Annotated in this window: 11 protein-coding genes; all 11 read left to right on the plus strand. The window is 64.2% G+C overall.

Annotated elements, in window-relative coordinates; all coding sequences use genetic code 11:
- Positions 1-8 precede the first annotated feature (8 nt).
- The 11 genes from O7B34_RS09125 to ftsA all read left to right on the plus strand — a co-directional run bounded on the left by O7B34_RS09125 (position 9) and on the right by ftsA (position 13543).
- Positions 9-1457 (plus strand): UDP-N-acetylmuramoyl-L-alanyl-D-glutamate--2,6-diaminopimelate ligase, encoded by a 1449-nt coding sequence (locus tag O7B34_RS09125; protein ID WP_337145731.1) that lies wholly within the window; start codon positions 9-11, stop codon positions 1455-1457.
- On the plus strand, positions 1454-2935 hold the full coding sequence (locus O7B34_RS09130; RefSeq protein ID WP_337145732.1) for a UDP-N-acetylmuramoylalanyl-D-glutamyl-2,6-diaminopimelate--D-alanyl-D-alanine ligase: 1482 nt from the start codon (positions 1454-1456) through the stop codon (positions 2933-2935). The genes O7B34_RS09125 and O7B34_RS09130 overlap by 4 nt, the downstream gene beginning before the upstream one ends.
- Positions 2936-2952: 17 nt before the next feature.
- Entirely contained in the window at positions 2953-4035 is a 1083-nt protein-coding gene (mraY, locus tag O7B34_RS09135; RefSeq protein ID WP_140615627.1) for a phospho-N-acetylmuramoyl-pentapeptide-transferase, read from the plus strand.
- Positions 4036-4043: 8 nt separating this feature from the next.
- On the plus strand, positions 4044-5444 hold the full coding sequence (gene murD, locus O7B34_RS09140) for a UDP-N-acetylmuramoyl-L-alanine--D-glutamate ligase (RefSeq protein ID WP_337145733.1): 1401 nt from the start codon (positions 4044-4046) through the stop codon (positions 5442-5444).
- On the plus strand, positions 5444-6595 hold the full coding sequence (gene ftsW / locus O7B34_RS09145; protein ID WP_027051103.1) for a putative lipid II flippase FtsW: 1152 nt from the start codon (positions 5444-5446) through the stop codon (positions 6593-6595). The genes murD and ftsW overlap by 1 nt, the downstream gene beginning before the upstream one ends.
- A gap of 1 nt (position 6596) precedes the next feature.
- Positions 6597-7724, plus strand: coding sequence for an undecaprenyldiphospho-muramoylpentapeptide beta-N-acetylglucosaminyltransferase (murG, locus tag O7B34_RS09150; RefSeq protein ID WP_337145734.1), 1128 nt, complete (start codon positions 6597-6599; stop codon positions 7722-7724).
- Positions 7721-9121, plus strand: a complete 1401-nt coding sequence (gene murC, locus O7B34_RS09155; RefSeq protein ID WP_027141649.1) for a UDP-N-acetylmuramate--L-alanine ligase — start codon at positions 7721-7723, stop codon at positions 9119-9121. The genes murG and murC overlap by 4 nt, the downstream gene beginning before the upstream one ends.
- Positions 9118-10083 carry a UDP-N-acetylmuramate dehydrogenase gene (gene murB, locus O7B34_RS09160; protein ID WP_337145735.1) on the plus strand — a complete coding sequence of 322 codons (966 nt, stop codon included), beginning with the start codon at positions 9118-9120 and terminating at the stop codon, positions 10081-10083. Before murC ends, murB begins: the two co-directional genes overlap by 4 nt.
- 300 nt (positions 10084-10383) lie before the next feature.
- Positions 10384-11310, plus strand: coding sequence for a D-alanine--D-alanine ligase (locus tag O7B34_RS09165; RefSeq protein WP_337145736.1), 927 nt, complete (start codon positions 10384-10386; stop codon positions 11308-11310).
- Positions 11298-12239: a cell division protein FtsQ/DivIB gene (locus O7B34_RS09170; protein ID WP_337145737.1), complete on the plus strand. Its 942-nt coding sequence runs from the start codon at positions 11298-11300 to the stop codon at positions 12237-12239. The genes O7B34_RS09165 and O7B34_RS09170 overlap by 13 nt, the downstream gene beginning before the upstream one ends.
- Positions 12236-13543, plus strand: coding sequence for a cell division protein FtsA (gene ftsA, locus O7B34_RS09175; RefSeq protein WP_337142813.1), 1308 nt, complete (start codon positions 12236-12238; stop codon positions 13541-13543). Before O7B34_RS09170 ends, ftsA begins: the two co-directional genes overlap by 4 nt.
- Positions 13544-13599: the final 56 nt, after the last annotated feature.

Below are 13599 nucleotides of genomic sequence, written 5' to 3' on the forward strand. Positions count from 1 at the left end.
GGGACTCGATGAAGCTCAAAGATCTAGCCGGTATCCTGCCAGTCGAAGGAACAGCTTCCGCCGATCTGGAGGTTTCCGGCATCTCGTCGGATTCCCGCCAGGTAAAACCGGGCGTCCTCTTTTTCGCGCTTGCCGGCACCAGGGCCGATGGCGCCAGCTACGCCGCCGACGCGGCCCGGCGTGGCGCTGCCGCGATCGTCGCGGGCAGCGCCCTTGCCGATTTGCCGGTTCCGGTGCTGGCGGTCGATGATCCGCGCCTGGCACTGGCGTTGAGTGCCGCCCGCTACTTCGGCAGACAGCCGCAAACCATGGTCGCCGTGACCGGTACCAGCGGCAAGACGTCGGTCGCCGCCTTCACCAGGCAGATATGGGAGCAGGCGGGATACGCAGCCGCCTCGATCGGCACCACCGGCGTGGTTGCGCCCGGCCGCAACGAATGTGGTTCGCTGACGACACCCGATCCGGTCGCCCTGCACCAGTTGCTGAGGGAACTGGCCGATGCCGGCGTTACCCACGCCTCGATGGAGGCCTCCAGCCACGGGCTCGACCAGCGCCGCCTCGATGGGGTGAAGCTCTCGGCCGGCGGCTTCACCAATCTCGGCCGCGACCACATGGATTACCATCCGACGATCGAGGATTATCATCGCGCCAAATTGCGCCTGTTCGACACGCTGCTGCCGAAGGGCGCACCGGCCGTTGTCTTCGCCGACGATCCGTGGTCGGCACCGACGATAAAGGCGGCGCGGGCCGCTGGGCTCGACGTGCTGACGGTCGGCCGCCATGGCGATTTCCTCAGGCTGAAGCGGGTCGAGCATGAGCGTCATCGCCAGCGTGCCGAGGTCGAGGCGGACGGTGTGATCCACGAGATCGACCTGCCGCTCGCCGGCGATTTCCAGATAGCGAATGCGCTGGTTTCGGCGGGGCTTGCCATTTCCACAGGAACACCTGTCGCCAAAGCCTTGGCGGCATTGGAGAAATTGAAAGGCGCGCCGGGCCGGCTAGACCTGGTCGGCACCACGGCGAGCGGCGCGCCGGTCTATGTCGATTACGCTCACAAGCCCGATGCGCTGGAGAATGTTCTGTCCTCGGTGCGTCCGTTCACCACCGGTCGCGTGATGGTCGTGTTCGGCTGCGGCGGCGACCGTGACCGGGGGAAACGACCGATCATGGGCGAGATCGCGACCCGGCTCGCCGATGTCGTCATCGTCACCGACGACAATCCGCGCTCCGAAGTGCCCGAGACCATCCGCGCCGCCATTCTCGCCGCCGCGCCCGGTGCCATCGAGATCGGCGACCGGCGCAAGGCAATCCACGAGGCTGTCGGCATGCTGCATGCCGGCGACACGCTGATCGTGGCCGGCAAGGGCCATGAGGAAGGCCAGACGATCGGCTCTGAAACCCTGCATTTCTCCGACCATGAGGAAGTGCGCGCCGCTCTCAGGGAGCGTGCCGCATGAGTTTGCTGTGGACATCGGAAGCGCTGGTTGCCGCCACGGACGGGCGGCCGCTCGGCCCCATGCCCGAGGGCATATCGGGCATTTCGATCGACAGCCGCAGCCTGCAGCCGGGCGAGGCCTTCTTCGCCATCAAGGGCGAGGCGATGGACGGCCATGACTTCGTCACCGCCGCCATCAAGGCCGGCGCCGGCGTGCTGGTGGTGGCGGAAGGCAAGTTGCCGTCTCTTGGCCGGCTGACGGCGCCGATCATCGTCGTCGAGGACGTGCTGGTTGCGCTGGAAAAGCTCGGCGTCGCGGCGCGCGCCCGCTCGCAAGCCAGGATCATCGCGGTAACCGGCTCCGCGGGAAAGACCACAACCAAGGAGGCGCTTCGCCACGTGCTTTCGGCCGTTGGCAAGGTGCATGCCTCGGCGCAGTCCTTCAACAATCATTGGGGGGTGCCGCTGACCCTGGCGCGCATGCCGGCTGACTGCGACTATGCGGTGTTCGAGATCGGCATGAACCATCCCGGCGAGATACGGCCGCTGGTGAAGATGGTGCGGCCGCATGTCGCCATCGTCACCATGATCGCGGCCGCGCATCTTGGCTTCTTTCGCAATCTGGACGAGATCGCCAAGGCCAAGGCCGAGATTTTCGAGGGTCTGGTGCCCAACGGTGCCGCGGTGCTCAACCGCGACGATGCGCGTTTCAAGCTGCTGGACAAGATGGCACAGGCTGCCGGCGTCGAGCATGTCTATGGCTTCGGCGAGAATGCTCGCTCGACCTTCAAGCTGGTCAAGTGCGAGTTGCATGCCGATCATTCCGACATCGCCGCCAGGATCAGTGGCCACGATATGATCGCCCGCATCGGAGCTCCCGGCCGGCACATGGTGCAGAACGTGCTGGCGGTGCTTGGCGCCGCGCATCTGGTTGGCGCCGATCTCGACAAGGTTGCATTGGCGCTGGCCGATCTCTCGGCCGAGCGCGGGCGCGGCAAGCGCCACGTGCTGCGGCACCCCGGTGGCCCGATTTCGGGCCAGCCCGGCGGCTCGACTTCGGACCAGCCCAGTGGCCAAATCACGCTGATCGACGAGAGCTACAACGCCAATCCGGCCTCGATGGCGGCTGCCATGGCGCTGCTCAATGCGACGCCGGTGACGGGCGAGGGCAGGCGCATCGCCGTGCTTGGCGACATGCTGGAGCTCGGCGACCACTCGGCCAAGCTGCATGCCGCTCTTGCCGATCTCATCGTCGGCACGGGCACGCGGACAGTCTTTCTCGGCGGGCCGGAAATGCGGTCGCTGGCGGAAGCGCTGCCGGACGATATCAGGACGGAATATCGCGCCGGCGTCGAGGAGTTGAAGCCGGTGCTGCTCGCCGCGCTGAAGCCGGGCGACGTGGTGATGATCAAATCGTCGAAGGGCATCGGTTTTGCAAAACTGGTCGATGCGCTGCTGGGCAAATTCCCGGCCAAGACAACAACCAGTAACCAGACCTAGTCGGGGGACGAAAGCGCATGTTCACACTGCTGGTCGATTTCGCGGACAAGGTATCTGTCTTCAATGTCTTCCGCTACATCACGTTCCGCACCGGCGGCGCGCTGATCACCTCGGCGCTGATTGTCTTCATCTTTGGGCCGACCATCATCAATTCGCTGCGGCTCAGGCAAGGCAAGGGCCAACCGATCCGCGCCGACGGGCCGCAGACCCATTTCAAGAAGGCGGGCACGCCGACCATGGGCGGACTGATGATCCTGTCCGGCATCATCGGCTCGTCGCTTTTATGGGCGAACCTGTCGAGCATCTATGTCTGGGTGGTGCTGCTGGTGACACTCGGCTTCGGCTCGATCGGCTTCTACGACGATTATCTGAAGGTGACGAAGCAGTCGCATCTCGGCTTCTCCGGCAAGGCGCGGCTTGCGTTGGAGTTCGTTATCGCCGGCATCGCCGCCTGGGCGATCATGCACAATGGCCAGGCGCCGTTCTCGTCGTCGCTGACCTTCCCCTTCGCCAAGGAATTCATCATCAATCTCGGCTGGTTCTTCGTTCCGTTCTCCTGCTTCGTCATCGTCGGCGCCGGCAATGCTGTGAACCTGACCGACGGCCTCGACGGTCTGGCGATCGTGCCAATCATGATCGCGGCGGCGTCCTTCGGCGTCATCGCCTATCTCTCGGGCAACGCGGTGTTCGCCGAATATTTGCAGATCCATTTCGTGCCCGGCACCGGTGAACTGGCGGTCGTGCTTGGCGCGGTCATCGGCGCCGGCCTCGGCTTCCTCTGGTTCAACGCGCCGCCTGCGGCGATCTTCATGGGCGACACCGGGTCGCTCGCCATGGGCGGCCTGATCGGCACGGTCGCGGTCGCCACCAAGCACGAGATCGTGCTGGTCATCGTCGGCGGCCTGTTCGTGGTCGAAATCCTCTCGGTCATCATCCAGGTCGGCTACTTCAAGATGACCGGCAAGCGCGTGTTCCTGATGGCGCCGATCCATCATCATTTTGAAAAGCTCGGCTGGACCGAAAGCCAGGTGGTGATCCGCTTCTGGATCATTGCCGTCATCCTGGCGCTGGTCGGCCTCTCCACCCTCAAGCTCAGATAGGCCGCCATTTGATCCCCGCCGCATCCTTCGCAGGCAAGCGTGTTTCGCTCTTCGGGCTCGGCGGCTCGGGGATCGCCACGGCGCGCGCGCTGATCGAGGGCGGCGCTGAGGTGCTGGCCTGGGACGACAATCCCGACAGTGTCGCCAAGGCGGCCGCCACCGGTATCGCCACCGGCGATCTGCGTGGCGCCGACTGGTCTGGGTTTTCCGCCTTCGTGCTGTCGCCCGGCGTGCCGCTGACCCATCCCAAGCCGCACTGGACCGTGGAATTGGCGCGCGGGGCGGGCGTCGAGGTCATCGGCGATATCGAGTTGTTCTGCAGGGAGCGGACGCAGCGTTCGCCGGATGCTCCCTTCATCGCCATCACCGGCACCAACGGCAAGTCGACAACGACCGCGCTGACAGCGCATATTCTCAAGGCCTCTGGACGCGACACGCAGATGGGCGGCAATATCGGCCGCGCGGTGATGACGCTCGATCCGCCGAAGCCCGATCGCCACTACGTGGTCGAATGCTCGTCCTACCAGATCGACCTTGCGCCCTCGATCAATCCGACGGCCGGTATCCTGCTCAATCTGACGCCCGACCATCTCGACCGCCACGGCACCATGCAGCACTACGCCTCGATCAAGGAGCAGCTGGTGGCAGGCAGCGAGACGGCGATCATCGGCATCGACGATTCCTGGTGCGCACAGATCGCCGATCGGCTGGAGCGGGCAGGGCGGCAGGTCATCCGCATTTCCAAGCGCCTGCCGCTGACCGACGGCTATTTCGCCGACGGCACCAACATGATGGAAGCCGTGCATGGCCGCTACAGCCGGGTCGCCTTCCTCGAAGGCATCGGCTCGCTGCGCGGCCAGCACAATGCGCAGAACGCGCTGGCCGCCGTCGCCGCCTGCCTCAAGGTTGGGCTCGACCTCGGCGAGATCCAGTCGGGACTGGAAAGCTTCCCGGGTCTCGCCCATCGCATGGAGCAGGTTGGCCGCAAGGACCATGTGCTGTTCGTCAACGATTCCAAGGCGACCAATGCCGATGCCGCGGCACCCGCGCTGTCCAGCTTCAGCCGCATCTACTGGATCGCCGGTGGCCTGCCGAAGGAAGGTGGCATCGAGCCGCTGCGTGGCTTCTTCCCGCGCATCGCCAAGGCCTATCTGATCGGCGAGGCCGCACCCGCCTTTTCGGCGACGCTCGGCGAGGCCGTGCCTTACGAGATCTCGGGCACGCTGGCCGCCGCGGTCGAGCATGCCGCGCATGACGCAGCCAAAGACGACAGCGGCGAGGCAGTGGTGCTGTTGTCGCCGGCCTGCGCCAGTTTCGACCAGTTCAAGAATTTCGAGGTCCGCGGCGAAGCCTTCAGGCAAGCTGCGAGCGCTATAGATGGCGTCAAACCCATCGGAGGGGCACGATAATGCAGAGCCGTCTCGACAAAAGTCCGGTCGCAACCTGGTGGTGGACCATCGATCGCTGGTTCCTGGCGGCGTTCCTGTCGCTGATGGGGCTCGGCATCGTGTTGTCCTTCGCGGCAAGCCCCGCGGTCGCCGAACGCATCGGCCTCGACAGTTTCCATTTCGCCACCCGACAGATCATCTTCACCGTGCCTGCGCTCGGCGTGATGCTGGCGGTCTCCTTCCTCGATTCCAGGCAGATCCGGCGCATGTCGCTGATCATGCTGTGCCTCATGCTGGTGCTGATGGTGGCGGTGCTCTATGTCGGCGTCGAGGTGAAGGGCGCGCGCCGCTGGGTGTCGCTCGCCGGCCTGTCGATCCAGCCTTCGGAATTCCTCAAACCGGCCTTCGTCATCATGTGCGCCTGGCTGTTCGCCGAACACAAGCGCCAGCCCGACATTCCCGGCAATCTGTTCGCCATGCTGCTCCTGGTCTTGGTCGTGTCGCTGCTGGTAGCGCAGCCGGACCTTGGTCAGACCATGCTGACCACCGGCACCTGGGGCATTATGTTCTTCATGGCGGGACTGCCATGGCTTTGGATCATCGTGCTGGGAGCCGCCGGCGTCGGCGGCGTCTTCGCCGCCTATACGGTGTTTCCGCACGTCGCGCTGCGCATCGACAAGTTCCTCACCGGCGAAGGCGACACGTTCCAGGTCGACATGGGCCGCGATGCGTTGATCAATGGCGGCTGGTTCGGCGTCGGGCCGGGCGAAGGCACCGTCAAGCGGGTCATCCCCGACAGCCATGCCGACTTCGTCTTCTCGGTCGCTGGCGAGGAGTTCGGGCTGATCATGTGCTTCTTCATCATGTCGATCTTCGCTTTCATCGTGCTGCGCGGTCTCAACACGGCGCTCAAGGAGCATGACGACTTCACCCGCTATGCCGTCGGCGGTCTGGTCACCGTGTTCGGCCTGCAGGCCGTCATCAACATGTGCGTCAACCTGCAACTGGTGCCGGCCAAGGGCATGACGCTGCCCTTCATCTCCTATGGCGGCTCCTCGCAGATCGCCATCGCCATCTCGATGGGCATGGTGCTGGCGCTGACACGCAAGCGGCCGGAAAAGCGCAAGCAGATGGGCTTTGCGCTGCCGCAGCGCGCCATGCCGGCGGAGTGACATGGCCAGAGGCGTTATCCTTCTCGCGGCGGGTGGAACCGGCGGACATCTGTTTCCAGCCGAAGCGCTGGCGCACGAACTGATCGAACGCGGCTGGGCGGTGCATCTGGCGACCGACACCCGGGCCGAGCGGTTTGCCGCCCATTTCCCGGCGGCGGCCGTCCACCCGATCCAGTCGGCGACGTTAGGCTCGAAAAATCCCTTCACCCTGCTTGGCGCCTTCTGGAAAATCTGGAGCGGCGTGCGTCAGGCCTCCGCCATCATCGGCAGGATCAGGCCGGAGGCCGTCGTGGGCTTTGGCGGCTATCCGACCTTGCCGCCGCTCTATGCGGCGACGCGGCGCAAGGTTCCGACGCTGATCCATGAGCAGAACGCGGTGATGGGGCGCGCCAACCGGGCGCTGTCGGGCCGTGTCGATGCGATAGCCGGCGGCTTCCTGCCGCAGGATGAGAGTGCGGCCGGCGCCAAGACGGTGACGACCGGCAATCCGGTCAGGCCGGCCGTGCTCGAAGCAGCCAGGACACCTTACGTCGCTTCAACCGGGGATGAGCCTTTCCGCCTGCTGGTGTTCGGCGGCAGCCAGGGCGCGCAATTCTTTTCCGATGCGATGCCGGGGGCAGTCGCGCTGCTTTCCGATGCACAGCGCAGACGCCTTGTCATTACCCAACAAGCTCGCGCGGACGACGTGGCGCGGGTGAAGGCGGCCTATGCCGCGCTCGGCATCGCCGTCGAGGTCTCGCCGTTTTTTACCGACATGGCGGCGCGCATTGCGGCGGCGCATCTGGTGATCTCGCGTTCCGGCGCCTCGACTGTCTCGGAGATCGCCGTTATCGGCCGGCCGGCGCTGCTGGTGCCCTATCCCTTCGCGCTCGACCACGATCAGGCGGCCAATGCGGCAGCGCTCGCCGCCGCCGGCGGCGGCGAAGTGCATGTGCAATCGTCGCTTTCGTCCGAGCGTATCGCGGCACTGCTCGGCGCCCTGATGGACCAACCGGAGCGGCTAGCGACGATGGCTGCAGCAGCCAAGTCGGTCGGCAGGCCCGACGCGGCACGGTTGCTCGCCGACCTCACAGAGGCTATTGCGTCCCGCAAAACAGTATCGGATTTCAGGAAGGGAACGCACCCATGAAGATGCCGCAGACCATTGGCCTCGTGCATTTCATCGGCATTGGCGGCATCGGCATGAGCGGCATCGCCGAGGTGCTGCACAATCTCGGCTACAAGGTGCAGGGGTCCGACCAGGCCGACAGCGCCAATGTGCAGCGGCTGCGCGACAAGGGCATCGAATGCTTCGTCGGCCACAAGGCCGAGAATCTCGGTGACGCCGAGGTCATCGTCGTCTCGACCGCGATCAAGAAGTCGAATCCCGAACTGAAGGCGGCGCGTGAAAAGCTGTTGCCGATCGTGCGCCGCGCCGAGATGCTGGCCGAGCTGATGCGTTTCCGCCAGGCTGTCGCCATCGGCGGCACGCATGGCAAGACGACGACCACCTCGATGGTGGCGACACTGCTTGAAGCCGGTGGGCTCGACCCGACCGTCATCAATGGCGGCATCATCAATGCCTATGGCACCAACGCGCGCATGGGCGACGGCGAGTGGATGGTGGTCGAAGCCGACGAAAGCGACGGAACCTTCCTCAAGCTGCCGGCCGACATCGCGGTCGTCACCAACATCGATCCCGAGCATCTCGATCATTATGGCAATTTCGACAATGTGCGCGAAGCGTTCCGCCAGTTCGTCGAGAACGTGCCTTTCTATGGCTTCGGCGTGATGTGCACCGATCACCCGGAAGTGCAGGCGCTGGTCGGCCGCATCGAGGACCGGCGCGTCATCACCTATGGCGAGAACGCACAGGCCGATGTGCGCTTCACCAACCACCGCATGGCGGGGGCGACCTCGGAGTTCGATGTCATCATCCGCGACCGCAAGGGGCGCGGCCAGACAACGATAGCGGGCCTGCGCCTGCCGATGCCTGGTCACCACAATGTGTCCAACGCCACGGCCGCGATCGCGGTCGCGCACGAACTCGGCCTGTCGGCCGAGGCGATCAAGAAGGGCCTGTCGTCCTTCGCCGGCGTCAAGCGCCGCTTCACGCATACCGGTTCCTGGAATGGTGTCGACGTGTTCGACGACTACGGCCACCACCCGGTCGAGATTTCGGCGGTACTGAAGGCGGCGCGCAGCGCCACCAATGGGCGTGTCATTGCCATCGCCCAGCCGCACCGCTTCACCCGGCTGCACGATCTGTTCAACGAGTTCTCCGCCTGCTTCAATGATGCCGACACGGTGATGGTCGCCCCGGTCTACGCCGCCGGCGAAGAGCCGATCGACGGCGTGACCTCGGATGCGCTGGTGTCGCGTATCCGCGCCGGTGGCCATCGCGATGCCCGCTACATCGAGGGGCCGGCTGATATCGCGCCTGTCATCCGCGACATCGCCAAGCCAGGCGACTTCGTCGTCTTCCTGGGCGCCGGCAATATCACCCAATGGGCTTATGCCTTGCCGAAGGAGCTTGCCGCCTCATGATGAACGGCCAGGCCCTGATCGACAGACTTGGCGACCGGCTGGCCGGCCTGCGCGGTCGTATCACGCCGAATGCCGAGATGGACAAGATCACCTGGTTCCGCGCAGGCGGCCTTGCCGAGGCGCTGTTCCAGCCGGCGGACGAGGAGGACCTTGCGGCGTTCCTCAGGGCGGTTCCCGAAGAGATCCCCTTGACGATCGTCGGCGTCGGTTCGAACCTTCTGGTCCGCGACGGCGGCATCCCGGGTTTTGTCGTCAGGCTTTCCGCGAAGGGTTTCGGTCAGATTGAAAGAACACAAGCTGGCGGAATTAACGCGGGTGCTGCCGCCCCTGACAAACGCCTCGCGGCGTTTGCCTTGGAAGAAGGCATTGGCGGTTTCCATTTCTACCACGGCATTCCCGGCGCCATCGGGGGCGCGCTTGTCATGAATGCCGGTGCCAACGGCGTGGAGACACGCGAACGGGTTGTCGAGTTGCGGGGGCTCACTCGCAAGGGGGAAATCACGACGTTCCTGGTCGAAGATATGGACTATTCCTATCGCCATTCGGCGGTGCCGGCTGGCGTGATCTTCACCTCGGCGGTTTTCGAGGGCTATCCAGAGGACAAAGCGGTGATCAAGACGGCGATGGATGCGGTGCAGAACCATCGCGAGACCGTGCAGCCGATCCGCGAGAAGACCGGCGGCTCGACTTTCAAGAATCCGGAAGGCACCTCGGCCTGGAAGGAAATCGACAAGGCGGGCTGCCGCGGCCTGATGATCGGCGGCGCGCAGATGTCGCCGATGCATTGCAATTTCATGATCAACACCGGCACCGCGACCGGCTACGATCTCGAATATCTCGGCGAGACGGTGCGCGCGCGGGTGCTCGAGCATTCCGGCATCCGGTTGCAGTGGGAGATCAAGCGCATCGGCGATTTCCGCTCCGGGCATGCCGTGCAGGAGTTCCTCGGGCAGCTCCTTTAGCGCATCTTGAAGTTCACGTGATGCGTGAACTTCAACGGGATCGAAATGCCGTGAAATCGTTGCTGCAAAGACTCAGCGACACGGTTTTCGCATCCATTTTCTCAGAAAGTGAATCTCTCGGAATCATAAGTACTTGCCAGTGAATCAACTCTCTGATTCTCTGCCCTAAAGCGTTTCCTGATTTGAGTCGTTCGACGCGTTACCCGCGTTTTCCGTCTGGGGGGCAACCTGCCGGGAGACTCGGACTCAATGTTGCGGAAATCTTGGATTTTGGTCCGCCGTGAGAGGGGATGACGGGGAATGAAAAACAAGCATGTGGCCGTATTGCTGGGAGGTTTCTCGTCCGAGCGGCCCGTGTCCTTGTCTTCCGGAAAGGCCTGTGCCGATGCGCTGGACCAGGAGGGGTATCAGGTCACTCGTGTCGATGTCGGGCGCGATGTCGGCTCGGTGCTTGCCGAACTCAAGCCCGACGTCGTCTTCAATGCGCTGCATGGACCCTTTGGCGAGGACGGTACCATCCAGGGCATCCTCGAATATCTCGGCATTCCCTACACCCATTCCGGCGTGCTCGCCTCGGCGCTTGCCATGAACAAGGAACAGGCGAAGAAGATCGTCAAATCGGTCGGCGTTCCCGTTGCCGAGTCGAAGGTCGCCAATCGCTTCTCTATCCAGAACAAGCACCCGATGAAGCCGCCCTACGTGGTCAAGCCGGTCAGCGAAGGGTCGAGCTTCGGCGTCGTCATCGTGTCGGAGGGGCAGTCGCACCCACCGCAGGTGATCGGGTCATCCGAGTGGAAATATGGCGATACCGTCATGGTTGAGCGCTACATCCATGGGCGCGAGCTGACCTGCGCCGTCATGGGCGATGTGGCGCTTGGCGTCTGCGAGATCATCCCGACGGGCCATTCGTTCTACGACTATGATTCAAAATATGTCGCGGGCGGATCAAAACACGAATGCCCCGCAAAAGTTTCACCGAATATTTACCAAAAAATACAGACACTGGCGCTCAAGGCTCACCAAGCTGTCGGCTGTCGGGGCGTTTCCCGGTCGGACTTCCGTTATGACGATCGTCACTCCGAAAATGGCGAGGTTGTATGGCTCGAGGTCAACACTCAGCCGGGCATGACGCCGACGTCTCTGGTGCCTGAAATTGCCGCCCATGCTGGGCATTCGTTTGGTGAACTGTTGAGTTGGATGGTGGAGGACGCTTCGTGTCTGCGTTGAAATGGGGACAGGGTAAGGTGAGGGGCGCGGCCGGGCTGTCGCTGTTCGGCCTGCCATTGTCGTTGGACCATTTCGTCCTGCCGCGCGTGCTTCGCCGCCCGGTGCGCATCCTGACGCGCCTTGGTGATGGTGAATTCCAGGCGCCGCGGTTCTCCGTCGCGATCATGTCGTCGGTGCTGCTGGCTTCGAGCGGGGCCTATGGCGCCTACCTGGGCGGTCATGCCGACGGCATCATTCAAAGCATCACCGCCCGCACCGGCTTTGCCGTCGATCAGGTCAAGGTGGTCGGCAACCGCCAGACTTCGGAGATCGACATCCTCGACAGGCTCGAACTCGATGGTTGGACGTCGCTGATCGGCTTCGATGCCGAGGCCGCGCGGGAGCGCATCGCGACCTTGCCGTGGATCCAGGTCGCCGCGGTGCGCAAGGTCTATCCGCATACGCTCGAAGTGCGCGTCGAGGAGCGCGCGGCTTTCGCGCTCTGGCAGCAAGGCAACGACCTCTCCGTCATCGAAAAGGATGGCGCTGTCATCGCGCCGTTCTCGGGCGGCAAGCAGGTGCTCCTGCCGCTGTTGATCGGTACCGGCGCGCCCGCCAAGGCGCCTGATTTCCTGGCCAGGATCGAACAGTATCCCGACCTTGCCAGCCGCATCAAAGGCTATGTCCGCGTCGGCGAGCGGCGCTGGGACCTGAAGCTGGACAACGGCATCACCATCAAGTTGCCCGAGGATGATGAGGATCAGGCGCTCGCCGAACTCGTCAAGATGGACCATGACAAGGGCCTGTTGTCGCGCGACATCGCCGCCGTCGACATGCGCCTGACGGACCGGCTGGTCGTTGAGTTGACGCCACAGGCGGCGACGCAGCGCGAAGCCGCGCTCAACGAAAAACCAAAGACCCTCAAGCGCAAGCCGGAGACGAAGATATGAGCTGGCTTGGCGGTTCTGGCGATGCCTCGTCGCGCCGGTCGGGCACCCTGACGGTGCTGGATGTCGGCTCGAACAAGGTCTGCTGCATGGTGGCCAAGCTCAAGCCGAACGATGACGGCAAGCTCCTGCGCGGCCGCTCGCACCGCATCCAGGTCATCGGCATCGGTCACCAGAAATCGCAAGGCGTGAAGTCGGGTGTCATCGTCGATCTCGATCGTGCCGAGCATGCTATCCGCCTGTCCGTCGACGCCGCCGAGCGCATGGCCGGGCTGACCGTCGATTCGCTGATCGTCAACATGACCGCCGGACGGCTGAAGAGCGAAACCTTCTCGGCCACCATCAATCTTGGCGGCCACGAGGCCGACGAGGCCGACATCAAGCGCGTGCTCGGCGCCGGCGCCAAGCAGGCGCTGAAGGCCGAGCGCGAGGTGGTCCATTCGCTGCCCGTCGGCTTCTCGCTGGATGCCGAACGCGGCGTGCGCGATCCGCGCGGCATGGTCGGTGACGCGCTTGGCGTCGACATGCATGTGCTGACCGGTGACGCGGCACCGATGCGCAATTTGGAGCTCTCCATCAACCGCTCGCACCTGTCGGTCGAGCGTATGGTGGCGACGCCCTATGCCAGCGGGCTGGCGGCACTCGTCGACGACGAGCTGGAACTCGGAGCCGCCTGCATCGACATGGGCGGCGGCACGACGACGATCTCGGTGTTTTCGGAAGGCAAGTTCGTTCATGGCGACGCCATTGCCATCGGCGGCAACCATGTCACGCTCGACATGGCCAAGGGACTTTCGACCTCGCTCGATGCCGCCGAACGGCTGAAGGTGATGCACGGCTCGGCGCTGCCGGGCAGTGCCGACGATCGCGACCTGGTCTCGATCCAGCCGATCGGCGACGATGGCGACGTGCCGCTGCAGATCCCGCGTTCGGTGATGACGCGCATCGTGCGCGCCCGCATCGACGAGACGCTCGAACTCCTGCGCGACCGGTTGAACAAGTCCGGCTACGGCAATGCGGTCGGCAAGCGCGTCGTGCTCACCGGCGGCGCCAGCCAGCTGGCCGGCCTGCCGGAGGCGGCGCGCCGCATCCTGGGGCGCAATGTACGCATCGGTCGCCCGCTCGGCGTGGCGGGCCTGCCCGAAGCGGCGAAAGGCCCTGCTTTCTCGGCCGCTGTCGGGCTTCTGATCTATCCGCAGATGGCGAGCTTCGAGAGCCATCCGGCGAAAGGCATTTCCGGTCTCAGGATGACCGGAACTGGTGGAAAACTGCATCGCATGAGTCAGTGGTTGAGAGACAGTTTCTAATTGACGGGGACAGCCCCATAGGCGGCCGCGGCGGCGAAGCGGCGTGAAAGGCAAAG

It is taken from the genome of Mesorhizobium sp. Cs1299R1N3 (assembly GCF_037179625.1).
Taxonomy (GTDB): Bacteria; Pseudomonadota; Alphaproteobacteria; order Rhizobiales; family Rhizobiaceae; genus Mesorhizobium; species Mesorhizobium salmacidum.